The 25,337-nt window shown below is 74.7% G+C and carries 20 protein-coding genes and 1 pseudogene; 12 read left to right on the top strand and 9 right to left on the bottom strand.

Features of this window, described 5'->3' with window-relative positions; translation table 11 throughout:
* Positions 1-208: 208 nt before the first annotated feature.
* Positions 209-715, top strand: coding sequence for a thiamine pyrophosphate-dependent enzyme (locus tag ABLM29_RS19650; RefSeq protein ID WP_349716243.1), 507 nt, complete (start codon positions 209-211; stop codon positions 713-715).
* 50 nt (positions 716-765) lie between these two features.
* On the opposite strand, the gene ABLM29_RS19645 is transcribed toward ABLM29_RS19650, so the two are convergent.
* Positions 766-1,512: an SDR family NAD(P)-dependent oxidoreductase gene (locus ABLM29_RS19645; RefSeq protein ID WP_349716242.1), complete on the bottom strand. Its 747-nt coding sequence runs from the start codon at positions 1,510-1,512 to the stop codon at positions 766-768.
* Between the two features lie 182 nt (positions 1,513-1,694).
* On the opposite strand from ABLM29_RS19645, the gene ABLM29_RS19640 reads away from it, so the two are divergent.
* Complete coding sequence (locus ABLM29_RS19640) at positions 1,695-3,155, top strand: aldehyde dehydrogenase family protein (RefSeq protein ID WP_349716241.1); 1,461 nt, start codon at positions 1,695-1,697, stop codon at positions 3,153-3,155.
* Here ABLM29_RS19640 and ABLM29_RS19635 read toward each other — a convergent pair.
* Both ABLM29_RS19635 and ABLM29_RS19630 read right to left on the bottom strand, forming a co-directional pair.
* Positions 3,118-5,361, bottom strand: a complete 2,244-nt coding sequence (locus ABLM29_RS19635) for an MMPL family transporter (RefSeq protein WP_349716240.1) — start codon at positions 5,359-5,361, stop codon at positions 3,118-3,120. The genes ABLM29_RS19640 and ABLM29_RS19635 overlap by 38 nt on opposite strands.
* A gap of 80 nt (positions 5,362-5,441) precedes the next feature.
* The gene (locus tag ABLM29_RS19630) at positions 5,442-6,035 is read right to left on the bottom strand and encodes a hypothetical protein (protein ID WP_349716239.1); all 594 of its coding nucleotides are present in this window, start codon (positions 6,033-6,035) and stop codon (positions 5,442-5,444) included.
* Between the two features lie 68 nt (positions 6,036-6,103).
* Between ABLM29_RS19630 and ABLM29_RS19625 the strand changes: the two genes are divergently transcribed.
* Complete coding sequence (locus ABLM29_RS19625; RefSeq protein ID WP_349716238.1) at positions 6,104-6,568, top strand: hypothetical protein; 465 nt, start codon at positions 6,104-6,106, stop codon at positions 6,566-6,568.
* A 9-nt stretch (positions 6,569-6,577) separates the two neighbouring features.
* On the opposite strand, the gene ABLM29_RS19620 is transcribed toward ABLM29_RS19625, so the two are convergent.
* Positions 6,578-7,558: an alpha/beta hydrolase gene (locus tag ABLM29_RS19620; protein WP_349716237.1), complete on the bottom strand. Its 981-nt coding sequence runs from the start codon at positions 7,556-7,558 to the stop codon at positions 6,578-6,580.
* Positions 7,559-7,753: 195 nt separating this feature from the next.
* On the opposite strand from ABLM29_RS19620, the gene ABLM29_RS19615 reads away from it, so the two are divergent.
* Together ABLM29_RS19615 and ABLM29_RS19610 are read left to right on the top strand one after the other, a co-directional pair.
* Complete coding sequence (locus tag ABLM29_RS19615) at positions 7,754-8,254, top strand: hypothetical protein (protein WP_349716235.1); 501 nt, start codon at positions 7,754-7,756, stop codon at positions 8,252-8,254.
* A gap of 91 nt (positions 8,255-8,345) precedes the next feature.
* Complete coding sequence (locus ABLM29_RS19610; protein WP_349716234.1) at positions 8,346-9,140, top strand: CYTH domain-containing protein; 795 nt, start codon at positions 8,346-8,348, stop codon at positions 9,138-9,140.
* Between the two features lie 7 nt (positions 9,141-9,147).
* Here ABLM29_RS19610 and ABLM29_RS19605 read toward each other — a convergent pair whose 3' ends face one another.
* Positions 9,148-10,707 (bottom strand): Ppx/GppA phosphatase family protein, encoded by a 1,560-nt coding sequence (locus ABLM29_RS19605; RefSeq protein ID WP_349716233.1) that lies wholly within the window; start codon positions 10,705-10,707, stop codon positions 9,148-9,150.
* Positions 10,708-10,811: 104 nt separating this feature from the next.
* Between ABLM29_RS19605 and ABLM29_RS19600 the strand changes: the two genes are divergently transcribed.
* Positions 10,812-13,589, top strand: a complete 2,778-nt coding sequence (locus ABLM29_RS19600) for a cation-translocating P-type ATPase (RefSeq protein WP_349716232.1) — start codon at positions 10,812-10,814, stop codon at positions 13,587-13,589.
* 6 nt (positions 13,590-13,595) lie between these two features.
* Here ABLM29_RS19600 and ABLM29_RS19595 read toward each other — a convergent pair whose 3' ends face one another.
* Positions 13,596-15,320 carry a thiamine pyrophosphate-dependent enzyme gene (locus ABLM29_RS19595; RefSeq protein WP_349716231.1) on the bottom strand — a complete coding sequence of 575 codons (1,725 nt, stop codon included), beginning with the start codon at positions 15,318-15,320 and terminating at the stop codon, positions 13,596-13,598.
* Positions 15,317-16,960 (bottom strand): FMN-binding glutamate synthase family protein, encoded by a 1,644-nt coding sequence (locus tag ABLM29_RS19590; protein ID WP_349716230.1) that lies wholly within the window; start codon positions 16,958-16,960, stop codon positions 15,317-15,319. The genes ABLM29_RS19595 and ABLM29_RS19590 overlap by 4 nt, the downstream gene beginning before the upstream one ends.
* Before the next feature lie 144 nt (positions 16,961-17,104).
* Here ABLM29_RS19590 and ABLM29_RS19585 point away from each other — a divergent pair, with 144 nt between their 5' ends.
* The 3 genes from ABLM29_RS19585 to ABLM29_RS19575 all read left to right on the top strand — a co-directional run bounded on the left by ABLM29_RS19585 (position 17,105) and on the right by ABLM29_RS19575 (position 20,804).
* A complete protein-coding gene (locus tag ABLM29_RS19585; protein ID WP_349716229.1) occupies positions 17,105-18,652 on the top strand; it encodes a DUF389 domain-containing protein in 1,548 nt (515 codons plus the stop codon).
* 151 nt (positions 18,653-18,803) lie between these two features.
* Positions 18,804-20,312 (top strand): AlkA N-terminal domain-containing protein, encoded by a 1,509-nt coding sequence (locus tag ABLM29_RS19580; RefSeq protein WP_349716228.1) that lies wholly within the window; start codon positions 18,804-18,806, stop codon positions 20,310-20,312.
* Between the two features lie 6 nt (positions 20,313-20,318).
* Entirely contained in the window at positions 20,319-20,804 is a 486-nt protein-coding gene (locus tag ABLM29_RS19575) for a methylated-DNA--[protein]-cysteine S-methyltransferase (protein ID WP_349716227.1), read from the top strand.
* Positions 20,805-20,903: 99 nt separating this feature from the next.
* On the opposite strand, the gene ABLM29_RS19570 is transcribed toward ABLM29_RS19575, so the two are convergent.
* Positions 20,904-21,626: an IclR family transcriptional regulator gene (locus ABLM29_RS19570; protein WP_349716226.1), complete on the bottom strand. Its 723-nt coding sequence runs from the start codon at positions 21,624-21,626 to the stop codon at positions 20,904-20,906.
* 88 nt (positions 21,627-21,714) lie between these two features.
* Here ABLM29_RS19570 and leuC point away from each other — a divergent pair, with 88 nt between their 5' ends.
* The 3 genes from leuC to ABLM29_RS19555 all read left to right on the top strand — a co-directional run bounded on the left by leuC (position 21,715) and on the right by ABLM29_RS19555 (position 24,870).
* Positions 21,715-23,127, top strand: a complete 1,413-nt coding sequence (gene leuC, locus ABLM29_RS19565) for a 3-isopropylmalate dehydratase large subunit (RefSeq protein WP_349716225.1) — start codon at positions 21,715-21,717, stop codon at positions 23,125-23,127.
* 23 nt (positions 23,128-23,150) lie between these two features.
* Entirely contained in the window at positions 23,151-23,750 is a 600-nt protein-coding gene (gene leuD / locus ABLM29_RS19560; protein ID WP_349716224.1) for a 3-isopropylmalate dehydratase small subunit, read from the top strand.
* A gap of 202 nt (positions 23,751-23,952) precedes the next feature.
* Positions 23,953-24,870 (top strand): HU family DNA-binding protein, encoded by a 918-nt coding sequence (locus tag ABLM29_RS19555; RefSeq protein WP_349716223.1) that lies wholly within the window; start codon positions 23,953-23,955, stop codon positions 24,868-24,870.
* Positions 24,871-24,888: 18 nt separating this feature from the next.
* Here the strand turns inward: ABLM29_RS19555 and ABLM29_RS19550 are convergent.
* A pseudogene (locus ABLM29_RS19550) lies at positions 24,889-25,337 on the bottom strand (2-phospho-L-lactate guanylyltransferase); the annotation flags it as partial.

Genomic DNA, 25,337 nt, shown 5'->3' with positions numbered 1-25,337 from the left:
ACCAGGCGGGTGACCAGCGACGCGGACGCCGCCACCAGGCCGAGGACCAGCAGGGTCGGCAGCATCGCGAACGCGGTCGGCGAGCTGGCCGCCTCGGTCGCGACGACGGTCCGCCGCCGCCGAGGCGGGCGCCGCCGCGGCGAGCCACGAGCCGCTCTCGCCGACCGCGGCGGCGCACGTCATCGCCTCGGCGCTGCCGGAGCAGGCCGTGGTCGTCGAGGAGGCGATCACGCTCGGGCTGCCCCTGCGTCGCGCGCTGCGGATCGATCGGCCCGGGCACTACCTGCACACCATCGGCGGCGGGCTCGGCTGGGGGATCGGCGCGGCCGTCGGCGCCCGGCTCGGTCGTCCCGACCTGCCGGTCGTCGCGGTCGTCGGCGACGGGTGCGCCACCTTCGGGATGCACGGGCTGTGGACGGCGGCCCACCAGCGCACGCCGGTGCTCGTGGTCGTCGCGAACAACGGCGAGTACCGCACGCTCAAGCAGACCACCCTCGCCCACGGCGGCGCCGCCGCGCGGAGCCGCACGTTCCTCGGCATGGACCTGGCCGAGCCGCGGCTGGACTGGGCCTCCCTAGCGACCGGCCTCGGTGTCACCGCGACGCGGGTCACCGCCGCCGCCGACCTGGCCGCGGTCGTGGCCGAGGCCGACCGGCTCTCCGCGCCGCTGCTGGTGGACCTGGCGGTCGCGCCGCTCGCCGAGGACGAGCGATGACCCGGTCCGCCCCGAAGCGCCCCGCCCGGAGCCACCCCGCCCGGTACCACTCAGTGCTTCGCGAAGCCGCCGTCGACGTTGACCGCGCTGCCGGTGACGAAGGAGCTGCCCTCGTCGACGAGGAACAGCAACGTCGAGACGAGGTCCTCGGGCCGCTCGGCGCGGGGCACGGCCTGCCCGCCCACGACCCGGTCCAGGTCGCGGGTCACGCCCGTCGCCACCGCGGTCTCGGTGGCGATCATCCCCGGGGTCATGGCGTTGACCGTGATGCCCTCGGGGCCGAGCTCGCTGGCGAGCGCCCGGGTGAAGCCCACCATGCCGGACTTGGACGCCGTGTAGGCCACCATCCCGGGCGGGCCGAGCCACACCACCGCGCTGGCGACGTTGACGATCCGGCCGAACGGCGCGCGCCGCAGGTGCGGCAGGGCCGCCCGCGTCACCAGGAACAGGCCGTCGAGGTTGACGGCCATGATCCGGCGCCACTGCGCGAAGTCCGTCGCCTCGAACGGGACGAGCGGATAGACGCCGGCGTTGTTCACCACCGTGTCCAGGCCGCCCAACCCGGCCGCCGCGCTGTCCACGGCGTCCTGGACCTGCTCCGGGTCGGTGACGTCGGCGCGGACGGCGGTCAGGCGGCCGCCCGCCGCCGCCACCGCGTCGCCGGTCCCGCCGAGGTCGGCCAGGTCCAGGCCGGCCACCCGGGCCCCCTCGGCCGCCAGCGCGGAGCAGAAGGTCCGGCCCAGGCCGCCGGCGGCCCCGGTGACCAGGCAGCGCCGTCCTTCGAGTCGACCTGTCATGGGTCCTCCCTGCCAGGTGGGTGGTCGGCCGCCGTCCCCGGCATCGTCGGACCGCAGTTTCCGCCGCGGCAAGCCCCGCATCCCGGTGAGTGGTCCCGGTCTGCGACGCCGCGGTCACAGCCCCGTCCCAGCCCACGTACGTCGTCGCCGGCCCGGGCCGGCCCCACCTCGGAGGTGTCACCATGTCCCTGCTCGAAGCGAGCGCCTGGCACGGCAGGATCTACTCGTCGGGGTGGGTCGACGGCACCGGCGGCGTGCTGCCGGTCGACTCGCCCTCGACCGGCGAGCGGTTGGCCGAGGTCGGGGCCGCGAGTGCCCCGGACGTCGCCGCCGCGGCCGCCCGCGCGGTCGACGCCCAGCGCGCGTGGGCCGCGACGCCGTACACCGAGCGCGCCGCCGTGCTGCGTCGCGCCGGCGACCTGTGGCACCAGCACTCCGAGGAGATCATCGGGTGGCTGATGCGCGAGACCGGGGCCATCGCCCCCTTCGGCGAGTTCCAGATCGTGACGTCGGCCGAGGAGTGCTACGAGGCCGCGGCCCTCGCCTCGGCCCCGTACGGCGAGCTGCTGCGCTCGTCCCTCCCGCGGCTCAGCATGTCCCGCCGCCTCCCGGTCGGGGTCGTCGGCGTGATCTCGCCCTTCAACGTGCCCACCATCCTCGGGATCCGCGCGGTGGCGCCCGCCCTCGCCCTCGGCAACGCCGTGCTGCTCAAGCCGGACCCGCGCACCTCGGTGACCGGCGGCGTCCTCTTCGCCGAGCTGTTCGCGGCGGCGGGCCTGCCCGACGGCCTGCTCCACGTGCTCCCCGGTGGCGTGGAGACCGGTGAGGCGCTCGTGACCGAGCCGGCGGTGCGGGTCGTCGCCTTCACCGGGTCGACCCGCGGCGGGCGCGCCGTCGCCGCCCTCGCGGCCCAGCACCTCAAGCGGGTGCACCTCGAGCTGGGCGGGAACTCGGCGCTGCTCGTGCTCGACGACGTCGACCCGGAGGTCGCGTCGTCGGTGGGGGCGTGGGGCTCGTTCGCCCACCAGGGGCAGGTCTGCATGACGACGGGGCGCCACCTGGTCCAGTCGGGCGTCGCGGACGCCTACGTCGCCTCGCTGGCCGAGCGGGCGGCCCACCTCCCGGTCGGCGACCCCGCGACCGGGGAGGTCGCGCTCGGGCCGGTCATCGACGCCGGGCAGCGCGACCGCATCCACGGCATGGTCACCGCCTCCGTCGAGGAGGGCGCCCGGCTGGCGGCGGGTGGCACCTACGAGGGCCTCTTCTACCGGCCGACCGTGCTCGACGGCGTCCCGCTGGGCTCGACCGCGTACGCCGAGGAGGTCTTCGGCCCGGTGGCGCCGGTGGTGCGGATCGACGGGGTCGACGACGCGATCCGGCTGGCGAGCGAGACGCCCTACGGGCTCTCGCTCGGCATCCTCACCAGCAACCCGATGCGGGGCCTGGAGATCGCCGAGCGGATCCCGTCGGGCCTGGTGCACATCAACGACCAGACCATCAACGACGAGGCGACGGTGCCGTTCGGCGGCGTCAAGGAGTCCGGCACCGGCGGACGCCTCGGCGGCGCGGCCGCGAACCTCGACGCCTTCACCGACACGCAGTGGGTCACGATGCGGGGCTCGTTGCCCGAGTACCCGTTCTAGGAGCTCCGGTCCCGGGCCGCCGCCCGGTCCGGAACCGGCGGCTCGGCCACGCGGCCGCCGGGCCCAGCAGCGTGAGCAGCGCGGGCACCATCAGCAGCCGCACCACGAACACGTCGAGGGTGATCCCGAGCGCGACCGCGAAGGCCAGCTGCCGGAACGGGAGCAGCGGGACCAGCCCGAGCAGCCCGAAGCTGGTCCCGAGCGCGAGCCCGGCCACCGCGACCGCGCTCAGCGCCGAGGGCAGCGCGCTGAGCAGCGCCTGCCGGACCGTGCGGCCGTGGGCGGCGTCCCAGACGTGGCCGACCGTGAAGATGTTGTAGTCGGAGCCGAAGGCGAGCAGCAGCACGGCGGCCGCGAACGGCACGTAGAACGTCAGGCCCTGGCCCGGCGCGAGCAGGTCGAACACGGCGCCGGTGATGGTCAGGGTCGCGCCCAGCGCCAGCAGCGAGGTGCCGAGCAGCAGCACGGAGGCGAGCACCGAGCGGAGGAAGACCAGCAGCATCACCAGGTTCGCCACCACCGCGGCCAGCGCGATCCGCAGCAGGTCGTCCTGCGTCTGGTGGACCAGGTACGACGCCGTGGCCGTGTCGCCGCCGAGCGCGGCCGTGGCCCCGGGCAGCCCGGCGCGGCTCACCAGGCCGGGCAGCCGGTCGCTGAGCCGGTCGATGTCCGCCACCGCGTCCGCGCTGCCCGGGTCGGTGTCGAGGACGACCAGGTAGCGGGCGGCGTCGCCGTCGCGGGCGACCAGCACCCCGGCCGCCGCCCGGACGGGCAGGGCGCCCGGGCCGAGCACGCCGGCCACCCCCGGCTGCCGCTCGAGCGCCCGCCCCAGCCGCGCCAGCTCCGTGCGCCGCTCGCCGATCCCGCCACCCTCGACCAGCACCACCGTGGGGGAGAGGATCCCCTCCGCGAAGCCGGCCTGCGCGGCCGCCGCGGCCTCCCGCACGGGCTCCCGGTCGGGCAGGGTGTCGACGAAGGAGACGCCCAGGTCGAGGCGGAGCAGCGGCGCCGACGCGAACAGCAGCACCGCCACGCAGGCGCCCAGCACGGCCCCGGCGACGCGGCGGCTGCCCGCGATCGACTCGACGGCGCGGCGCGGCCAGCGCGGCCGGCGTACCCGCACCAGGCGGGCCCACCGCGCGGACCAGGTCGACGAGGCCGGGCGCCGCCCCACCGCGCGGCGCCCGGGCCAGAAGATCCGGTCGCCGAGCACGGCGAGCAGGGCCGGGACCAGGGTGATCGCGACCAGCAGGCCGACCACCACGGTCAGCGCCAGCGCGGGGCCCAGGGTGCGGAAGAACGGCGACTCGGCGGCGACCAGCGCGGCGGTCCCCGCCGCGACCGCGAGGCCGGCGACCGCCACGATCGGCGCCGAGCGGGTGATCGCGCGGGCGGCGATGTCGCGGCCCGCCGAGGCCCGCCCCGGGCCGAGGTCCCGCAGCGCCGAGCAGAAGAAGACGACGTAGTCGGTGACCACCCCCAGGAGCAGCGCGACGACGACCGGTTCCAGCTCGTCGGGGCTCGGCAGGTCAAGCAGCGCCGAGACGTAGCCGGAGACCTGGAGCGTGACCACGTAGGCGGTGGCCGCCGTGGCCGCGGTGACCAGCGGGGCGACCAGCGAGCGGAAGCTGACGGCCACGATGAGCGCGATCGCCAGCAGCGTGGCGAGCTCGACGGTCGGCAGCGACTGCCGGATGATCCGGCCCTGGGCGATGCGGGCCGGCGCCGACCCGGTCACCCCGACGACGTGGTCGCGCTCGGTGAAGAACCGGTCGGCGTACCGGTGTGCGGCGCGGGTGCGGGAGCCGAGCGACGTGCGCGGTCCGAAGAGCAGGTAGGTCAGGGCGGTCGTGCCCGACTCCTGCGCGCCCGGGAACAGCCCGCGGGTGTTGGTCAGCGGCAGCGCGCCGCGGATCGGCGTCACGTCGCCCGCCTTGCCCCGGTCGACGGCGGCCGCGCGCACCACCGTGCGCGCCTGCGCGTACGCCGACAGCCCGGCCGGGTCGCGCTGCACCACCACGGTGCGGGAGCTGAGCGGGAACCCGAAGATCTCGACCGACCGCAGCTCGGTGCGCACCGCGGGGGTGTCCGCGGAGAGCACGCCGCGCAGCCCGCTGCCGCCCGGGGCGTCCGCGCCGGGGGCGACCGAGAGGCCGACCAGGGCGCAGGCCCAGAGCGCGAGGATCGCCCACCGTGCGCGGACCACGGACCGGGCGAAGGCCTGGGCGACCGGGCGCTCGCGACCGTGGGGCGCCGCACCGGCGCCCGGAGCGGGCGAGCCCCCGGTCACCGCACCGCGATGCCCAGCCGCGCGAGCTCCGCGGCGGCCAGGCGGCGCCGGGCCGCGTCGTCGATGCGGCCGGTCGGCACGAGGGGGCCGGCGACGTCGTACGTGAGGTTGCCGACCGCACGGGCCGCCAGGTAGCCCTCGAGCGCGTCGTCCAGCCCGCTGCTCTCCAGCGCGCGGCGCACGCTCGCCACCTCGCGGTGGCGGCCGAGGCGGGCCGGCAGGTAGAACCCGGCGACCGAGGCGATCGGGATGACGGTGATCGAGATCCCCAGCAGCAGCGCCAGCTGGCGGAGCTGGCCCTTGACGTCCTGGCCGCGCGCGGTGATCTCGGTGCCGTTCTGCTCGATCTGGCCGCCGAGCTCGCCGGTGCGGTCGCCCACCAGCGGCACGTCGCCGAGGCTGGTGAGGGCCTCGCCGGCCGCGCTGATCGAGCGGCCGGAGCGGGAGATCGTGTCGCCGGTGTCGGCGGCCTGCCACAGCGTCACGCCGGTCCAGGCGCCCACGACGATCCACAGCGCCACCCAGAACAGCACCAACCCGTCCCAGGTGTGCACGGTGCGGCTGTCCGCGGCTCCCATGGTCCGACGCATCGATCGTCCCTCCGGTCTCGGTGTGACCCCTACCCGAATGGGCACGCTCTAACCCAGAGGTGATCGACATGAGCGAGCACGAAGAGCCCCCCACGGACCCGGAGCACGCCCCCGGGCGCGTGGTCCCACGGCCCAACCCGTGGCCCGGACGGCTGGTCCCGGCGGCGACGTTCCTGGTGGGGGTGGTCCTCGGCGGGCTGCTGGTCGCGGCCGCGTCGGGCGGCGACGAGCCCCCCGACGCCGCCGACGAGGTGCCGCCGACGGCGACCGAGCAGGCGACGCCGTCGACGGGGGCGACGGTGGTGACGGTGCCCGGCGCCTGCGAGCAGGCAGCGCAGAACCTGCGCGAGGCGCTCTCGCTGATCCGCGAGGGCACCGACTCCGTGGAGAGCTTCCGGCCGGACCGGATCGTCGACCTGCTGGACCGGCTCGAGGACATCGACAACGAGACCCGGCCGCTGCTCGACGAGTGCGGTCAGGTGGAGGTGTCGCAGTCGCCGGCGACGCCCTCCGGCAGCGGCTCGGGCGGCTGATCGCCCGGGTCAGCGCGCGGTGAGCCCCTCCACGAACGCCACGCTCGCCTCCGAGATCTGGTGGCGGGCCACGTCGCGGCTGATCGTCGGCGTGCCGTCGCCGGACTGGGCGCCGTAGTCGCCGAAGAACGCGTGCACCGCGCCCTCGACGACGGTGAACTCCGCGTCGGCGGGCAGGTCGGCGCGCGACTCCTCGACCCGCTCCGGGGTGGAGAGGCCGTCGCGGGAGCCGGAGATCGACGCGACCGCGGCGGTCAGGGAGTCGCTGAGGTCCTCGGCGGGGTAGGAGGCGTAGAGCAGCAGCCCGACGGCCGGTGCGGTCGCGTCCCCGTCGGCGTCGTCGGCCTCGATCGCGGCGACGACGCCGCCGAGGGAGTGGCCGCCGACCACCCACCGGTCGACGTCGGGGTAGTCGTCCCGGGCGGCGTCGAACGCGCCGACCGAGAAGAAGGCGATGCCCACCGGGGGCTTGGTGATGACGACGGGGTGGCCGGCCTCGGCGAGCGGGCGGAGCACCGCGGCGTACGCGCGCGGGTCGACCTTCGCGCCGGGCTGGAAGAAGACCCCGGTGGCGCTGGCGTCGCCCGTCGGGGCGAGCTCGATCCGCGTCGCGGACTCGGTGACCTCGACGTCCTCGTCCGACGCCATGGCGGCGAGCGCGGGCTCGACGGCGCTCAGCGGCCGCAGCCACGCGACGGCGGCGATCCAGGCGACGCCGCCGACCAGCAGCACGACGCCGATCGCGCGCCGCCAGCCGCGCCGGCGGGGGAGCGGGCGCCGCGCGCGCCAGGCGACCAGGAGGCAGCCGGCGGCGGTCAGGCCGAGCAGCACGGCGTACGCCGGATGGCCGTGCACCACGCCGCCCCACCCGGTCAGGCAGGCCCACGCCACGACCAGCAGCCCGACGGCCGCCGTCGCCAGCGTCGCCCACCGCCACCGGGTGGCGGCGTCGGGGGAGTCGCTGGGGTCGGAGGGTGTGGTGTCGTTCATCGCCTCGTCCTGTCGGCACGCCGCCGACGCGCTCTGCGACGGCCGGACGCAACGTAGCGACGCCCGGAGCCCGCGGCAACGACCGGGTCCGCGCGCCGCGCGGGCTGACAGCGTGCTCCCCGCTGGCGCATGATCGGAGCGGCGGCCGCCCTCGTGACTGCCCGGCGTCCCGTCCGCGGGAGGAGAGGTGACCCGATGACCGCCGAAGTGGAACCGGAGGCCGACCGGTGGGGCCTGCTGCGCGGGGGTGAGGGGCTGATGACGGGCACGGTGGTCTCCGCCGCCGTCATCGCCGCCACGGCCGGGCACGTGCACTCGACCCTCCAGTTGGCCGTCGCCATCGTCGGCACCACGCTGGTGTACTGGCTCGCCCACCTGCACGCCGCGGCGATCGGCGCCGCTGTCCACCAGCGGCTGCACCCGGTGCACGCGCTCCGTGCCGCGGCGGCCCACACGTGGACGGTGGCGGCTGCCTCCCTGGTCCCGCTGGTGATCCTGCTGCTCGCGCGGGCGCTCGGGGTCGAGGACGTGACCGCCGCGTGGATCGCGCTGTGGGCCACGGTCGCGCTGCTCGCGCTCTACAGCTACCTCGCCGGGCGGCGCGGTGGGCTCGGGGTGCGGGACAGCATCGTGTGCGGGGCCGCGGGGTGCGGCCTCGGGCTGGTCGCGGCGGCGCTCAAGGCCGCGCTGCACTGAGCGGCGACCGAACCGGATCGGCCGTCCACGGAGGTTCCGCGCCGACTCTCCGAGGAGGAGACTGGAGGGGTCGATGAGAGGGGTGGCTCCGATGGTCACGAGCACGACGGGCCCGGTCGTCACGGCGGAGATGGAGGAGATCGCGCCGGCGCTCACGCGCGAGCAGCTCGCCGAGCTGTTGACGCTGCTGGAGGGGTCGGACTCGGTCGAGCTGAAGGTGACCGTCCCGTCGACCGAACGGCGCTCGACCGCCGAGCACCTGGGGATGGACGTGATGGACGCGGAGATCCGGCAGGTGGTCTTCTTCGACACCCCCGACCTCCGGCTGAACAAGGCGGGCGTCGTGGTCCGTGCGCGGCGGATCCAGCACCGGGCCGGCGACAGCGTGGTCAAGCTCCGGCCGGTGGACCCGGCGCACCTCGCGGGCAAGCTCCGCCACGCCGCCGGGTTCGGCGTCGAGGTCGACGCGCTGCCCGGCGGCTTCGTCTGCTCCGGCCGGATGAAGGCGAAGGTCGAGGACGACCTGCTGCGCAAGGTCTTCGCGGGCGAGAAGCCGGTGCACAAGCTCTTCACGAAGCACCAGCGCGCGCTGTACGAGGAGCACGCGCCCGACGGCCTGGGCCTCGACGACCTCGCGGCGCTGGGCCCGATCAACATCCTCAAGCTCAAGTTCGAGCCCGAGGGCTACCCGCGGCCGCTGGTGGCCGAGCTGTGGTTCTACCCGGACGGCGGCGAGATCCTGGAGCTCTCCACCAAGTGCGCCCCCGGCGACGCGTTCGCGGTGACGGCCGAGACCAAGGAGTACCTGCTGGCGCACGGCGTCGACCTCGACGCGCCCCAGCAGACGAAGACCCGGACCGCGCTGGCCTACTTCGCCGGCCGCTAGTGGCCTCCTAGGGTGTCGCGGGCGAGCCGAACCGCTCCGCCAGCACGCCGTGGCGCAGGCCCCGGTCGCTGACGGTCGCCGCGTCCTGGTCGCTCAGCGTCAGGATGGTCCGGACGATGCAGGCGCCGGCGAGGATCACCTCGGCCCGCGCCGGCTGCAGCCCCGGGATCGCGCGCCGCTGCTCGGCGGAGCGCGAGCGGTACAGGTCGATCTGGCGGTCGATCTCGGCCAGGTCCAGCACGGTGCCGTGCACGACGTCGGGGTCGTAGTCGGCCAGCCCGTGCCGGACCGCCGCGAGGTTGGTCGAGGTGCCGCCGATCGCGATGACCGCGTCGGGGCGCTCCCGCCCCGTCAGCCGCTGCAGGTCGGCCGCGATCCCGGCGAGCGCGTCGGCGAGCACGTCCTCCTCGACCGGGCCGTCCAGCCCGTAGCGCTCGGTGAACCGGACCGCGCCCACGTCGACGCTGAACTGCTCCCCGGGGGAGGTCGGCGAGCCGAACGTGAACTGGCTGCTGCCGCCGCCGGAGTCGAAGACCAGCAGCCGCTCCCCGGTCACGTCGAGGGTCGAGACCGCCGCCACGTAGGCCAGCCGCGCCTCCTCCTTCCCCGAGATCACCTCCACCGCGACCCCGCACCGGGTGAAGACGGCGTCCACGAACGCGTCCCGGTTCGGCGCCATCCGCAGCCCCGCGGTGCCGACCGCGACGATCTCCGCCGGGCCGCCGGCGCGCGCCTCGGTCGCCATCTCCTCGATGGCCGCCGCCGCGCGCTCCATGGCCGGGGCGATCAGCTCCCCGGTCTCCGCCAGCCCCTCGCCGAGCCGCGCCACGACGGCCCGGTCGACCAGCGTGCGGAGGCCCCCGTCGCGGCGCTCTGCGAGGACGAGCTTGACCGAGTTGGTGCCGACGTCGATGACCGCGCAGCGGTCGGGGGACCAGCCGAGCAGCGCCCGCAGCCCGCGCGCGACGCAGGTGTTGTGGCGCTCGGCGAGCCCCAGGCGCCGTACCGCCGCGGTGACCAGGGCGGGGTCCGCGGACTCGATGGCGACGGTCGTCGTCGTCCGTCCGTCCGGGCCGGTGCCGACCGTCAGGTCGGTCACCTCGACCAGGCACCCGTCGAGCGTCGTACGCCGGCGGAGCTTGTGCACCCGGGCCAGCCGCAGGTCGTCCCGGGGACCGATCAGCTCGGCCTCCACCTGGTCCTCGGCGTAGGCGTCCCGGGACAGCGGCGGCGTGGGCACGTCCAGCGCGGCGAACATCGTCCCCAGCGCCTCGGCGTCGAGCGGGAAGGCGGCCTTCATCGTCGGTCGCCACTGCTGCAGCCCGCCGCCGTCGAGGTGCTGCTGGATCTTGGTGTCCATCAGCGCGTCGCGGACCTTCACCGAGCCGTCGCCGTGCAGGGAGAGCAGGTAGACCTCGTCGCTCTCGTGCACCTCGAAGCCGGGTACGACGGCGAGGGACGCCTCGCGCAGCGCGGCCGCGCCCGCGGGGTCGGCGAAGGTGCGCCACTCCCAGCGGGGCACCACCGCAGGAGCGCTGGGGTGGGCCTGCGGGCCGCCGTCGGTCATCGCGATCGCCTCCTGGTGCCCCGCATGACTGCACCCCGACGATATTCGGCACTACCTTCGGCATGTCAACGATTCGCGATCCGACGGACGACGAAGGACTCGGCATGAGCGACGACCCGACCACGGCGGCCACGACGACCGGCTCACCGGGGGAGCCCTGGTACGCGCAGGACACCGCGGAGGTCGCCGACGCACTGGGGACCGACGTGGCGGGCGGCCTGGCGCCCGCGGAGGTCGCGGACCGGCTGGCGCGGTACGGCCCCAACGAGATCACCAGCGAGCAGCCGCCGTCGGTGTGGGCGGTCGCGGCGGTCCAGCTGCGCGACCCGATGAACCTGATGCTCGTCGCGGTCGCGGTGGTCAGCCTCCTCATCGGCGAGGTGTCGACGGGGATCGTCGTCGGCCTGCTCGTGGCGCTGAACGTCTTCCTCGGCTCGCGGCAGGAGCTGAAGGCGCGGGAGAGCGTCGACGCGCTGTCCACCATGCAGGTGCCGCAGGCGCGGGTGGTGCGCGGCGGCGAGGTGGTGCTGGTGCCGGCGCACGACCTGGTGCCCGGCGACGTGCTGCAGCTCGAGGCGGGCGACATCGTCCCGGCCGACGGGCGGATCGTGCGCTCGGCGACGGTGGAGGCGCAGGAGGCCGCGCTCACCGGGGAGAGCGCCCCGGTCGCCAAGGGGGCCGCGGTGCTGCCGTCGGGCGACGTGCCGCTGGGGGACCGCTCGAACATGCTCTTCCAGAACACCTCGGTGACCCGCGGCACGGCCACGGTCGTGGTGACCGAGACCGGGATGGGCACCCAGATGGGTCAGATCGCCTCGATGCTGACCAAGGTCACCCGCAGCCGCTCCCCGTTGCAGAGGGAGCTGGACAGCCTGACCAAGGTGCTCGGGATCGTCGCCTGGGGCGCCGTCGCGCTGATCGTCGTGGTCGGCTTCGCCCGCGGCACCGACGCCAAGGAGCTGCTGCTGCTCGGCACGGCGATGGCGATCTCCGCGATCCCGACCGGACTGCCGGCCTTCGTCTCCGGCCTGCTGTCGATGGGCGCCAAGCAGCTGGCCGAGTCGAAGGCGGTGGTCAAGAACCTGACCGACGTGGAGACGCTCGGCGCGACCAGCGCGATCAACACCGACAAGACCGGCACGCTCACGCTCAACGAGATGATGGTCTCCACGATCTACACCAACGGGTCGTGGTTCGAGGTGCAGGGCGAGGGCTACCGCAAGACCGGCGCCGTGCTCTCCGTCGCCGGCGCCCCGGTCCCGGACTTCACCCGGCTGGCGCTGGGCCTGGTCCTCGACAGCGACGCGACCGTCGGTGACGACGGCACGGTGATCGGCGACCCGACCGAGGCGGCGCTCGTGGTCCTCGCCGCCAAGCTCGGCGTCAGCGCCGAGGAGACCCGGCGCGCCTACCCGCGGCAGGCCGAGGTGCCGTTCGACTCCGACTACAAGTTCATGGCGACCTTCCACCGGGTGCAGGTCGAGGGCGTGGAGCGGGTCATCGAGCTGGTCAAGGGTGGGCCGGACGTCGTACTGGCCCGCTGCACCAGCGCGGGCGGCCCGCTGCGCGACGAGCCCGTGCCGATGACCGGGGCCCGCGACGGCATCGAGGCCGCGAACGCCGAGATGGGGGAGCGCGGGCTGCGGGTGCTCGCCTTCGCCTACCGCCTCGTCGACGACGCGGAGCTCGACACGATGACCGCCGACCCGATGTCGCTCACCGACGACCTGGTCTTCGTCGGGATGGTCGGCATCATCGATCCGCTGCGGCCCTCGTCGAAGGAGGCGGTCCGGATCGCGCTGAAGGCCGGCATCGACGTCCGGATGATCACCGGCGACCACGCCGTGACGGCGCGGGCGATCGGCGCCGACCTCGGCCTGGGGCCCGGTGCGATCAGCGGCACCGAGCTGGTCGCGCTGACCGACGCCGAGCTCACCGAGCGCCTCCCGCAGCTGCACGTCTTCGGCCGGGTCACGCCCGAGGACAAGCTGCGCCTGGCGCGGGTGATGCAGGAGTCGGGGATGGTCGTCGCGATGACCGGCGACGCCGTCAACGACGCGGCCGCGCTCAAGCAGGCCGACATCGGCGTCGCCATGGGCAGCGGCAGCGAGGTGACCAAGCAGGCGGGACGGATGATCCTCACCGACGACAACTTCGGCACGCTGGTGCACGCGGTCGAGCTGGGCCGGAGGGTCTACGACAAGGTCGTCTCCTACGTCCGCTACCAGATGACCCAGCTGCTCTCCCTGGTCATGCTCTTCGTCGCCGCCACCGTCTTCGACATCAACGACGGCGTCGCGCTGACGCCGTCGATGATCCTGTTCCTGCTCTTCTTCTTCACCTCGGCCGGGGTGGTGATCATCGCCGTCGACCCGGGTGACCCGCGGATCATGGAGCGACCGCCGCGCGACCCCGCCATGACGATCACCAACCGGGCCGCGGTCACCTCCTGGCTCGTCTACGCCGCCGTGCTCTTCGTCGCCGCGCTGGTGCCGCTCGTCGCCGGACCCGACGAGCCCAGCACGACCGACGCGAGCGCGGCGATGACGATGACCTTCGTCGTGATGGGCCTCGGCACCGTGTTCAACGCCGTCACCAACCGGCGCGACCCCGGCAGCGGGCTCTCCGCGCCGGTGCTGAAGGCGCTCGCGATCGGGCTGGTGCCGGTGGCGGTGCTGCTGCTGGCCACAGAGCTGCCGCACCTGCAGCAGGCCCTGCTCACCGTCCCGCTCACCGGCGGGGAGTGGCTCGCCGCGATCGGGCTCGCGCTGCTCCTGCCGCTGGTGGTCGAGGCCAGCAAGTGGGTACGCCGGCGCCGGACCGCCGCCGCGACCGCGCTCGACGTCGGAGCGGCGACGGCGCCGGTGCGGGCGGCCCGCTGAGCCCCGTCAGGAGTGCGACTCCAGGAACTCCTTGGTCTTGGCGATCGCGAAGCCCCACGCCTGGTCGACGGTCGGCTTCGGCGGCACCGCGATCTCGTCCGCGTTGGTGACCAGGTCGACCAGCGACGGGCCGGCGTGGGCCAGTGCCTCGCGCAGCGCGGGCTCGACGCCGTGGGGGTCCTCGACCCGGGTGGCGTGCAGCCCCATCGCGCGGCCCACCGCCGCGAAGTCGGGGTTGTCCAGCACCGTGCCGTACTCGGGCAGCCCGACCTGCTCCATCTCCAGCTTCACCATGCCCAGCCGGCTGTTGTCGAAGAGCACGAACGTGATCGGCAGCTGGTGGCTGACGGCCGTGCGGAGGTCGCCGAGCAGCATCGAGAGGCCGCCGTCGCCGCAGAACGCGACCACCCGGCGCGCCGGGTCGAGCGCCGCGGCGCCCAGCGCCTGCGGCATCGCGTTGGCCATAGAGCCGAGGTTGAACGAGCCGAGCAGCCGGCGCCGCCCGGTCATCCGGACGAAGCGGCTCAGCCAGACCGCCGACATCCCGGTGTCGACGGTGAAGACGGCGTCCTGCGGTGCGAGCCGGTCCACCGCGGCGGCGACCAGCTCCGGCCGGATCGCGTGCTCGGGGTTGTCCACGGTGCGGCGCAGCAGGCCCACCGGCTTGCTCTCGTAGTCGGGGTCGGCGAAGTGGGACTGGCCCTCGCGCCACTCGAGGTACCTCTCCCGGGCGCGGTCGAGGTGGCGGTCGCCCTCGCGGGCACCCAGCAGGGGTAGCAGCATCCCCAGCGCCGCGCCGACGTCGCCGACGACCGCGTGGTCCACGGGGACCCGCCGGCCGATGTGGTCGGCGGCGCGGTCCACCTGCACCACGGTCTTCCCCTCGGGCAGGAACTCCCGGTAGGGGAAGTCGGTGCCGAGCAGCACCAGCGCGTCGCAGTCCTCGAAGGCCCGGTGGGTGGCCGGGTTGCCGATCAGGCCGGACTGGCCGACCTCGTAGGGGTTGTCATCCTCGAACCCCTCCTTGGCCTTGAGGGTGAGCACCATCGGTGCCCGGAGTCGCTCGGCGAGCGCCAGGACGTCCGCCCGCGCGTCGCGGGCCCCCTGCCCGACCAGCAGGGTGACCTTCTTCGCCCGTTCGATGGCGTCCGCCGCGGCGCGCACCGACTCCTCGCTCGGGGCGGGGTCGGCCGCGGGGCCGACGAACGTGGGGACAGGGGTGTCCTTCGGCACCTCGAGCCCGCCGACGTCCCCGGGGAGCGTGAGGACGGCGACGCCGCGCTCGGCGAGGGCAGCGTTGCCGGCCTGCTCGATGAGCATGGGCAGCTGCTCCACCGAGGCGACGGTCTGGTTGAAGACCGCGACGTCGGCGAACAGCTGGTCGTTGTCGACCTCCTGGAAGAAGTCGGTGCCGAGCTCGGGGCGCGGCACCTGGCCGCAGATCGCCAGCACGGGCGCGTGGGACTTCTTGGCGTCGTACAGGCCGTTGAGCAGGTGCACGGCACCCGGGCCGACTGTGCCCATGCAGACCCCGAGCCGGCCGGTGAGCTGGGCCTGGGCGCCGGCCGCGAACGCGCCGGCCTCCTCGTGGCGCACGCCCATCCAGGTGATCCGGTCCTCGGTTCGGATGGCGTCGGTGACGGGGTTGAGCGCGTCGCCGACGACGCCCCAGACGTGGCTGACGCCGTGGTCGGCGAGGGCGCGGACGAGCAGCTGGGCGACGGTGGTCACGAGTTCCTCCTGGCATCGGTGGGGTGCGGGTCGGTGGGGTGCGGATCGGTGTCGTAGGGGTCGGGGGCGAACCGGTCGGGGGAGGCGAGCTCCCAGTCGCGCCGCCAGCCCTCCGGCGGGGTGCCGAGCAGCTGGCCGGGCTCGAGGTGGTCGACGAGCTCGGCGTAGGACAGGACACGGCCGTCGTCGACGCGGCGGCGCAGCATGTGCGGGCGGAGCTGGTCGAACGAGGTGAGGCCCATGGAGGCCAGCACCTGCTGCGCCTGCCGGACGGCCTCGCGCTGGTAGCTGGTGACCCGGTCGGTCTTGTCGGCGACGTCGAGGGCGCGGGCGCGCTTGGGGTCCTGGGTGGCGACGCCGACCGGGCAGGTGTTGGTGTGGCAGGTCTTCGCCTGGATGCAGCCGACCGCCATCATCATCGACCGCGCCGCGTTGGTGTAGTCGGCCCCCTGCAGCACCCGCTTCACGATGTCGATGCCGCTGCTGACCTTCCCGCTGGCGCCGACCCGGATCCGGTCCCGCAGGCCGACGCCGACGAGCGCGTTGTGCACGATCTGCAGCCCCTCGGTCAGCGGCATCCCGACGTGGTCCTCGTACTCCAGCGGCGCCGCGCCGGTGCCGCCCTCGGCGCCGTCGACGACGATGAAGTCCGGCGTGGTCCCGGTCTCGAGCATCGCCTTGCAGATCGACAGCACGTCGCTGCGCGAGCCGACACAGAGCTTGAAGCCGGTCGGCTTGCCACCGGAGAGCTCGCGCAGCCGCGCGACGAAGCCGAGCAGCTCGCGGGGCGACCCGAATGCGGTGTGGTACGCCGGGGAGACGCAGGTCTCGCCCGCCGGCACGTCGCGCGCCTCGGCGATCTCGGACGTCACCTTGGAGCCGGGGAGCACCCCGCCGATGCCGGGCTTGGCGCCCTGGCTGAGCTTGATGCTGATCGCCCTCACCTGGTCGTCGGCGGCGGTCTCGGCGAACCGGTCGGGGTCGAAGCGGCCGTCGTCGGTGCGGCAGCCGAAGTAGCCGGAGCCGATCTCCCAGATCAGGTCCCCGCCGTGCCGGTGGTAGCGGCTGATCCCGCCCTCGCCGGTGTCGTGCGCGAAGCCGCCGGCCGCCGCGCCCTGGTTGAGCGCGCGGATCGCGTTGCCCGACAGCGCCCCGAAGCTCATCGCGGAGACGTTGAGCAGCGCCATGTCGTAGGGCTGGGCGCACTCCGGTCCGCCGACGCGCACCCGCGGCGGCTCCTCGGGGGTCGGCACCGGCATGGTCGAGTGCACCAGGTACTCGTAGCCGACGGCGTACACGTCCCGCTCGGTGCCGAACGGCTGCACCTCCTTGCCGCCCTTGGCGCGCTCGTAGATCGCGGTGCGGGTGTCGCGGTCGTAGGGCCGGCCGTCGTAGTTGCGCTCGATGAAGTACTGCTGCAGCTCGGGCCGGATGCTCTCCATCAGGAACCGGATGTGGCCCAGCACGGGGTAGTTGCGCAGGATCGCGTGCTGGCGCTGGACCAGGTCGTAGACGCCGAGGGCGACCACGCCGAGCGCCAGAGCGGCCAGCACCAGCCAGCCGACCTCGCCCACCGCGCCGGCGAGGAGGGTGAGGACCAGGACCAGCGCCGCGAACCCGAGCAGGAAGAACCTCAGCATGGGGGGCCGCCTACCCGGAGCACCGGTCCGCTACACGGTCGGTGCCGAACTCTTCGCCCGCTCTCAGGTGCCGCGCGGCGGGGGAGGAGGGGCGGAGGCCGCGGAGCGCTGGCGCCGGCGTCCGTCACCCCCGATGCTGGGGCCATGACGGCCGCCGACGCCTCGCCCGACGCCTCGCCCCGCGGCACGCGCGAGCTCCTCCGGGAGGCCGGCGCGACCGGCGCCGCCGAGGTGGCGCGCGCGCTGATGGCGGTCGCCCTGCTCGTCGCGTGGGTGCTGCTGCCGGACCGTCAGACGGCGGTCCTGGTGGTCGGCGGTGCCGCCGCTGTGGCGCTCGGCGCCCTGGAGGCGTACGCCGCCACCCGGCTGGTCCCGCCGGCGCGCGGCCCCGCGCTGCTGCGCGCCGCGGCGCCCGTCGCCGGCGGCGTCGCGCTGGTGGTGGTGGCCGACGACCCCGACGTCTACCGGCTGGCGCTCGGGTTCGGCGTGCTGCTCGTCGTCCGCGGCGTCGCCGACCTGGTGGCCGCCCGGGTGGTCGGGGGTCCGGTCGGCATCGGGTTCTGGATGCTCGGGCTCGGGCTGGCCGAGCTCGTCGGCGGCGCCGTCGCGCTGCTCAGCCCCGAGCTGTTCGGCCAGGCGGCCGTGGCGGCCGTCGGTCTGGTGTGGATCGCGGGGCCCGTGGTCGCGCTCCTCGCGCCGACACCCGCGGCCGTGCGCCGGGTGACCACGGCGCCGTACCTGCGACGCAGCCGGATGGGCGACGACGAGCACCGCCGGATCGAGGACGAGGTCTCGGGCATGGGCCGCAGCCGGGTCGCGCGGTTCCTGATCCTGCTCTCCGCGTCCGCGGTGATCGCGACGTTCGGCCTGCTGTCGGACTCGGTCGCCGCCGTCATCGGCGCCATGATCGTGGCGCCGCTGATGCTGCCGATCCAGGGCCTCACCGCCGGCCTGGTCGCGGGCCGGCACCGCGACGCCGCGGCCAGCGCGGCGCTGCTGGCCGCCGGCATCGGCACCGTGTACCTGATCTCGATGGTGATCGGCGCGACCGCGCTGGACCTGCCGTTCGACCTCGGCAACGCCTCGATCGTGGCCCGCACGAGCCCGACCCTGGCGGACCTCGGGATCGCGCTGGCGGCCGGAGCGGTCGGCGGGTTCGTCCTGGTGCGGACGGACGTCGCCGCCTCCGTCCCGGGCGTGGCGATCGCCGTCTCCCTGGTGCCGCCGCTGTGCACCTCCGGCGTGACGCTGGCCGGCGGCGACCCCGACGCCGCCCGCGGCGCGTTCCTGCTCTTCGCCGTCAACCTGGTCGCGATCGTCGCGGCCGGCGGCGGGGTGCTGATCCTGGCCGGCTACGGCGCGGCCGGGGTGGCGGGCCGGTGGCTGCTCGCCGTCGGCGCGATCGTCGCCGCCGTGCTGGGCCTGCTCTCCACGCCGCTGGCCGCGACGGAGCGCGACAACATCAACGAGCGGACGGTCACCGTCGCCGCCGAGAGCGCGTTCGTCGACTGGGCGGAGCCGATCCAGCCGGCCCGCCTGCTCGCCGTCGAGGTGGACGGCTGGAACGTCTCGGTGCTGCTCGCCTCCGCCGACAAGCCGCCGCCCAGCGCGGACCTCGAGGCGGCGATCGAGGAGCAGGTCGGCCGGGACGTCACGCTCGAGGTCAGCTGGGTCCAGGCCACCCGCACCTAGCCGAACCGGGGCTCGGGGCAGCCCGAACCGGGGCTCGGGGCAGCCCGAACCGGGGCTCGGGGCAGCCCGAACCGGGGCTCGGGGCGGGCGCGCCGCCGTCCTGTCCGATTTCCGCCAGAAGTTGTCGGTGGCCCGAGGCACGATGGATGCCATGAGCACCGCTGTCGCCGGCGTACCGACGCTGGACCCGACCACCTGCTACGCGGCCGTCCGGTCGCGCGACCGGCGGTTCGACGGCGTCTTCTACACCGCGGTCCGGACCACGGGCATCTACTGCCGGCCCTCGTGCCCGGCGCGCACGCCGGCGCCGGCCAACGTCACCTTCCACCCGACCGCGGCCTCCGCCCAGGAGGCCGGCTTCCGGGCCTGCAAGCGGTGCCTGCCCGACGCCGTCCCCGGCTCCCCGGAGTGGGACCTCGGCGCCACGGTGGCGGGCCGCGCGATGCGGCTGATCGCCGACGGCGTGGTCGACCGGGACGGGGTCGAGGGCCTCGCCGTCCGGCTCGGCTACAGCCCGCGGCACCTCGGCCGGGTGCTGCGCGCCGAGCTCGGCGCCGGCCCGCTCGCGCTCGCCCGCACCCAGCGCGCGCAGACGGCGCGGGTGCTCGTGGAGACCACGGACCTCGCCTTCGCCGACGTCGCCTTCGCGGCGGGCTTCAGCAGCGTCCGCCAGTTCAACGACACCCTGCGCGAGGTCTACGACGCCACGCCGACGCAGCTGCGCGGGCGCCGCGGCGGCCCCCGATCGGCGGGCACGATCGACCTGCGGCTCGCCGTGCGCGCGCCGTTCGCCGGCCGGGCGCTGGCCGACTTCCTGCGACCGCGGGCGGTGGCGGGGATCGAGCTCGTCTCGGACGCCGACGGCGATCCACCCGCCTACGCGCGGACGCTGCGCCTGCCGCACGGCCCCGGCGTGGTCCGGCTGCTCCTCGACGACGTCCCGGCCGACGCCGGCACCGGCTTCGTGCGTGCCCGGTTCACCCTGGCCGACCTGCGCGACACCGCCGCCGCCGTGGCGCGGGTACGACGCCTGCTCGACGCCGACGCGGACCCGGTCGCCGTCGCCGAGCACCTCGGTGGCGACCCGGCGCTCGCGCCGCTGCTCGCCCGCCGGCCCGGCCTGCGCGTCCCCGGCCACGTCGACGGTGACGAGATCGCCGTCCGCGCGGTGCTGGGGCAGCAGGTCTCCGTCGCCGGCGCCCGGACGGTCGCGGGGAGGCTGGTGGCCGAGCACGGGACGCCGTACGAGACCGGCGTCGAGGGGCTGACCCACCTGTTCCCCGACGCGGCGACGGTCGCGGGGCTCGACCCCGACCGGCTGCCGATGCCGCGGTCCCGGGGCCGTGCGCTGGTCGACATGGCCACCTCCCTCGCCGCCGGGGAGGTGGTGCTGGACCGCGGCCCGGACCGGGACGAGGTGCGTCGTGGGCTGCTGTGCCTGCGGGGCATCGGGCCGTGGACGGCCGACTACGTGGCGCTGCGGGCGCTCGGGCATCCCGACGTGTTCCTGCCGACCGACCTCGGGGTCAGGCACGCGCTCGCCGCGCTCCCCGGGGCGGGGCCGATCGACCCGGGGCGGTGGGCGCCGTGGCGCTCCTACGCCCTGGTCCACCTGTGGGCGTCCCTCGACGACGCCCCCTCGACGTACGAAGGAGAATGAGCCGCGATGTGGACCGTGACCGAGAGCCCGGTGGGGCCGCTGCGCGTCGTCGAGCACGCCGGCGCGATCACCGCGATCGAGTTCAGCCCGTTCCGGGACGTCGACCCCGACGGCCGCCCGCGGGGGAGCCGCGACGACGCGCACCCGGTGCTGGTCGAGGCGGTGCGCCAGCTCGGCGAGTACTTCGACCGGGCGCGCCGCGACTTCGACCTCCCGCTCCAGCCCGCCGGGACCGAGTGGCAGCGGGCCGTCTGGGCGCAGCTGCTGAAGGTCGGCTACGGCGACACGGCGTCGTACGGCGAGATCGCCGCGCGCCTGGGCAAGTCGAACGCCGCCTCCCGCGCCGTGGGCGTGGCGAACGGCGCGAACCCGATCCCGATCGTCATCCCCTGCCACCGCGTGATCGGGGCCAACGGCACCCTCACCGGGTACGCCGGCGGCGTCGACCGCAAGCAGACGCTGCTGGAGCTGGAGCAGGACGCGTTGTTCTGAGCGGGTGGACTGTGGGCCGCCACGTCACATGGATTCTGGTCGGGTTACGCGCGGCGACCCGACCAAGATCCATGTGACGCGGCCGAGACCGACCGCCGGCTACTCCGCGGCCGCGCGACGCAGCGACTCGGACAGCCGCTCGGCGGCGGCGAGCACGGCCGGTGCGTGCATCCGGCCGGGCTGGCGGGTGAGCCGCTCCAGCGGGCCGGAGACGGAGACGGCGGCGATCACCTTGCCGCCGGGGGAGCGGACGGGGGCGGAGACGGAGGCGACGCCCTGCTCGCGCTCGCCGATCGACTGGGACCAGCCGCGGCGGCGGATCGCGGAGAGCTCGGCGGCGGAGAAGGCGGCGTTCTGCAGTCCGCGGTGGATCCGCTCCGGGTCGTCCCACGCGAGCAGGACCTGGGCGGCGGAGCCGGCGCGCATGGTCAGCTGGGAGCCGACCGGGATGGTGTCGCGGAGGCCGGAGGGGCGCTCGGCGGCGGCGACGCAGACGCGGTGGTCGCCCTGGCGGCGCCAGAGCTGGGCGGACTCGCCGGTGATGTCGCGCAGGCGGGCCAGGACGGGCCCGGCGGTGGCGAGCAGCCGGTCCTCGCCGGCGGCGGCGGAGAGCTCGGCGAGCCGCGGGCCCAGCACGAACCGCCCCTGCATGTCGCGTGCGACCAGCCGGTGGTGCTCCAGCGCGACCGCCAGGCGGTGCGCGGTGGGGCGTGCCAGACCGGTGCCCGCGACGAGCCCGGCGAGGGTCGCCGGGCCGGATTCCAGGGCGGTCAGAACCAGGGCGGCCTTGTCGAGGACGCCGACTCCGCTCGTGTTGTCCATATGGCAATACTGCCGTCTCGGATCTTGGGATGCAAGCGTATCCTCTTTCCCGCAGGTTCAACGACGCACGAAATCGAGGGAGCGAGTCATGGGCAAGACCCTGGCGGAGAAGGTGTGGGACGAGCACGTCGTCCGGTCGACCCCGGGAGAGCCGGACCTTCTCTTCATCGACCTTCACCTCATCCACGAGGTGACCAGCCCGCAGGCCTTCGACGGCCTCCGTCTCGCCGGCCGCAAGGTCCGCCGCCCCGACCTCACCCTGGCCACCGAGGACCACAACGTCCCGACGCTGGACTGGGACAAGCCGATCGCGGACCCGGTCAGCAAGACCCAGGTCGACACGCTGCGCAGGAACGCCGAGGAGTTCGGCGTCCGGCTGCACCCGCTCGGTGACGTCGAGCAGGGCATCGTGCACGTCGTCGGCCCGCAGCTGGGCCTGACGCAGCCGGGCATGACCATCGTCTGCGGCGACTCGCACACCGCGACCCACGGTGCCTTCGGCTCGATCGCCTTCGGCATCGGCACCTCCGAGGTCGAGCACGTCCTCGCCACCCAGACGCTGCCGCAGGCCAAGCCGAAGACCATGTCCGTCACCGTCAACGGCAGCCTGCCCGAGGGCGTCACCGCCAAGGACCTGGTGCTGACGCTGATCGCGCACACCGGCACCGGCGGCGGCCAGGGCTACATCGTCGAGTACCGCGGCCAGGCCATCGAGGAGCTCTCCATGGAGGGCCGGATGACCGTGTGCAACATGTCGATCGAGTGGGGCGCCAAGGCCGGCATGATCGCGCCGGACGAGACCACCTTCGCCTACCTGGCCGACAAGCCCGAGGCACCCAAGGGCGAGGCGTGGGACGCCGCCGTCGCCCACTGGAGGACGCTGGTCACCGACGCCGACGCGGTCTTCGACAAGGAGATCGTGCTCGACGCGGCCGAGATGACCCCGTTCGTCACCTGGGGCACCAACCCCGGCCAGGGCGTGCCGCTCGGCGCGACCGTGCCCAGCCCCGAGGACTTCGACGACGCCACGGACCGCCAGGCGACCGAGAAGGCCCTGCAGTACATGGGCCTGACCGCCGGCACCCCGATGCGCGACATCCACGTCGACACCGTCTTCGTCGGCTCCTGCACCAACGGCCGGATCGAGGACCTGCGCCTGGCCGCCGAGGTGATCCAGGGGCACAAGGTCGCCGAGGGCACCCGGATGCTGGTCGTGCCGGGCTCCGTCCGGGTGCGCATGGAGGCCGAGGCCGAGGGCCTGGACAAGGTCTTCATCGAGGCGGGCGCCGAGTGGCGCGGCGCGGGCTGCTCGATGTGCCTGGGCATGAACCCCGACCAGCTCGCCCCCGGTGAGCGCAGCGCCTCGACCTCCAACCGCAACTTCGAGGGACGCCAGGGCAAGGGGGGCCGCACCCACCTGGTGTCGGTGCCCGTCGCCGCGGCCACCGCCGTGCGCGGCACCCTGTCCTCGCCCGCCGACCTGGTCCCGGCCACGGTCTGACCCCGACTCAGGAGCCCAGACTCATGGAGAAGTTCACCACCCACACCGGCGTCGGCGTCCCGCTGCGGCGCAGCAACGTCGACACCGACCAGATCATCCCCGCGGTCTACCTCAAGCGGGTCACCCGCACCGGTTTCGAGGACGGCCTGTTCTCCGCCTGGCGCAACGACCCCGAGTTCGTCCTCAACCAGCCCGCGTACGCCGCCGGCTCGGTGCTCGTCGCCGGCCCGGACTTCGGCACCGGCTCGTCGCGCGAGCACGCCGTCTGGGCGCTGCAGAACTACGGCTTCAAGGTCGTCCTGTCGGCCCGGTTCGCCGACATCTTCCGCGGCAACTCCGGCAAGGCCGGCCTGGTCGCCGGGCAGGTCGACGAGAAGGTCGTCCAGCGGCTGTGGGACTACCTCGAGGACAACCCGGGCGGCGAGATCACCGTCGACCTCGCGAACAAGACCGTGCGCACCGCGGACGGCTCGGTCGAGGACAGCTTCGACATCGACGACTACACCCGCTGGCGCCTGATGGAGGGCCTCGACGACATCGGCATCACGCTGGGTCACGAGGGCGACATCGCGGCGTACGAGGCGAAGCGCCCGTCGTGGAAGGCCTCGACCCTCCCCGCCTGAACGCGTCCCGACGTCCCCGGCCGATCGCCCGATCGGACGGGGACGTCGGCCTTTTTCGGGGTGCTCGCGGCTCGCCGACGCGCCGGGGTGATTGTGACGGACGTCATTCCTGCCTAGCGTTCCCGGGAAAGACCACGGGCGCCTGGCCCCGGTCGCGACAGCGAAGGGCGGCTCCGATGCCGCTCCGGCGGAAGGACAGGCAGTGAACAAGTCTCAGTTGGTCGACGCGCTCGCCGAGCGCTTCGACGGCAACCGCAAGGCGGCGGCGCAAGCGCTGGACGTCGTCCTCGACACGATCACCCGACAGGTCGCGAAGGGGGAGAAGGTCGCCATCACCGGCTTCGGCTCGTTCGAGAAGGCCGTGCGCGGCGCCCGGACCGGCCGCAACCCGCAGACCGGTGAGCCACTGAAGATCAAGAAGAAGGCGGTCCCGAAGTTCACCCCCGGCGCCGACCTGAAGAACGTCATCTCGGGTGCCAAGAAGCTGCCGCCGCTGCCGAAGACCGCCAAGAAGGCGGCCGCCGTGGCGACTGCCCCCGCGCGCGCCGCGGCCAAGACCGTGGCCGCGCCGGCGAAGGCCGCCGCGAAGAAGACGACGGCGAAGAAGGCGGCGGCGAAGAAGGCCGCGGCCAAGAAGTCCGCGGCGCCGGCCGCGAGCGCACCGGCGAAGAAGGCGCCCGCCGCGAAGAAGGCGCCGGCGAAGAAGGCACCGGCCACGAAGGCGCCCGCCGCGAAGGCCACGACGGCGAAGAAGGCCCCGGCCGCAAAGAAGGCCCCGGCCGCAAAGAAGGCCCCGGCCGCGAAGAAGGCCCCGGCCAAGAAGGCACCGGCGGCCAAGAAGGAACCGGCCAAGAAGGCCCCAGCGGCCAAGAAGGCCCCAGCGGCCAAGAAGGCGCCTGCTGAGAAGGCGCCGGCGAAGGCCCCGGCGACGAAGGAAGCACCGGCGAAGAAGGCGCCCGCGAAGAAGGCCCCGGCGGCCAAGAAGGCGCCCGCCAAGAAGACCACGGCCGCCAAGAAGACCACGGCCGCGAAGAAGGCGCCGGCCAAGAAGGCACCGGCCAAGAAGGCACCGGCGCAGGAGGCGCCGGCCGAGAAGCCGGCACCCACCGGCGGTGACTGAGCGCCGCCGGGGCGCTTCCTAGGCCCCGCGGTCGGGGAGCGGGGCGAGCGCGGCGCGGGTCCGCGGACCGACGCCGAGCTCGATCGCGCCCTCCAGCGACGCCAGGTCGTCGACGTCACGGCGCAACGACGCCAGGGCGCCGGCGACCGGCCGCGCGCCCGCGTCGGCGTGCGCCCGCGCCGAGGCCGCACCGAACCGGGGATCGAACGCCGCGTGCGGTGCGGCGTACAGCGCCGTGCCGGTGCCGTCGGCGTCGGCGACGAAGTGGCTGCCGGGCCCGGCGGCGACGATCGCGGCCAGCGCCTCGTCCAGCTCGGTGGCGCGCAGCGCGGGGAGGTCGGCGAGCAGGGCGGCCGGGCGCAGCCCGGGCCACCGTCGGCCTGGTTGGCCGTGTGGGTGACCATCCAGCTCTCCCAGAACGCGGCGGAGTCCAGGTTCATCAGCGAGTTGTCGCCGAACAGCATCGC

Origin of the sequence: Nocardioides sp. YIM 152588 (assembly GCF_040191335.1) — a bacterium.
In the GTDB taxonomy this organism is placed as follows: Bacteria; Actinomycetota; Actinomycetes; order Propionibacteriales; family Nocardioidaceae; genus Nocardioides.
This window is presented reverse-complemented; position numbering and strand designations above follow the sequence as displayed.

Excerpts from the sequence above, each read along its gene's own strand:
- ABLM29_RS19645 (WP_349716242.1), bottom strand. The coding sequence starts at position 1,512 with ATGACAGGTCGACTCGAAGGACGGCGCTGCCTGGTCACCGGGGCCGCC.
- ABLM29_RS19640 (WP_349716241.1), top strand. The coding sequence starts at position 1,695 with ATGTCCCTGCTCGAAGCGAGCGCCTGGCACGGCAGGATCTACTCGTCG.
- ABLM29_RS19630 (WP_349716239.1), bottom strand. The coding sequence starts at position 6,035 with ATGCGTCGGACCATGGGAGCCGCGGACAGCCGCACCGTGCACACCTGG.
- ABLM29_RS19625 (WP_349716238.1), top strand. The coding sequence starts at position 6,104 with ATGAGCGAGCACGAAGAGCCCCCCACGGACCCGGAGCACGCCCCCGGG.
- ABLM29_RS19620 (WP_349716237.1), bottom strand. The coding sequence starts at position 7,558 with ATGAACGACACCACACCCTCCGACCCCAGCGACTCCCCCGACGCCGCC.
- ABLM29_RS19615 (WP_349716235.1), top strand. The coding sequence starts at position 7,754 with ATGACCGCCGAAGTGGAACCGGAGGCCGACCGGTGGGGCCTGCTGCGC.
- ABLM29_RS19610 (WP_349716234.1), top strand. The coding sequence starts at position 8,346 with ATGGTCACGAGCACGACGGGCCCGGTCGTCACGGCGGAGATGGAGGAG.
- ABLM29_RS19605 (WP_349716233.1), bottom strand. The coding sequence starts at position 10,707 with ATGACCGACGGCGGCCCGCAGGCCCACCCCAGCGCTCCTGCGGTGGTG.
- ABLM29_RS19600 (WP_349716232.1), top strand. The coding sequence starts at position 10,812 with ATGAGCGACGACCCGACCACGGCGGCCACGACGACCGGCTCACCGGGG.
- ABLM29_RS19590 (WP_349716230.1), bottom strand. The coding sequence starts at position 16,960 with ATGCTGAGGTTCTTCCTGCTCGGGTTCGCGGCGCTGGTCCTGGTCCTC.
- ABLM29_RS19585 (WP_349716229.1), top strand. The coding sequence starts at position 17,105 with ATGACGGCCGCCGACGCCTCGCCCGACGCCTCGCCCCGCGGCACGCGC.
- ABLM29_RS19580 (WP_349716228.1), top strand. The coding sequence starts at position 18,804 with ATGAGCACCGCTGTCGCCGGCGTACCGACGCTGGACCCGACCACCTGC.
- ABLM29_RS19575 (WP_349716227.1), top strand. The coding sequence starts at position 20,319 with ATGTGGACCGTGACCGAGAGCCCGGTGGGGCCGCTGCGCGTCGTCGAG.
- ABLM29_RS19570 (WP_349716226.1), bottom strand. The coding sequence starts at position 21,626 with ATGGACAACACGAGCGGAGTCGGCGTCCTCGACAAGGCCGCCCTGGTT.
- leuC (WP_349716225.1), top strand. The coding sequence starts at position 21,715 with ATGGGCAAGACCCTGGCGGAGAAGGTGTGGGACGAGCACGTCGTCCGG.
- leuD (WP_349716224.1), top strand. The coding sequence starts at position 23,151 with ATGGAGAAGTTCACCACCCACACCGGCGTCGGCGTCCCGCTGCGGCGC.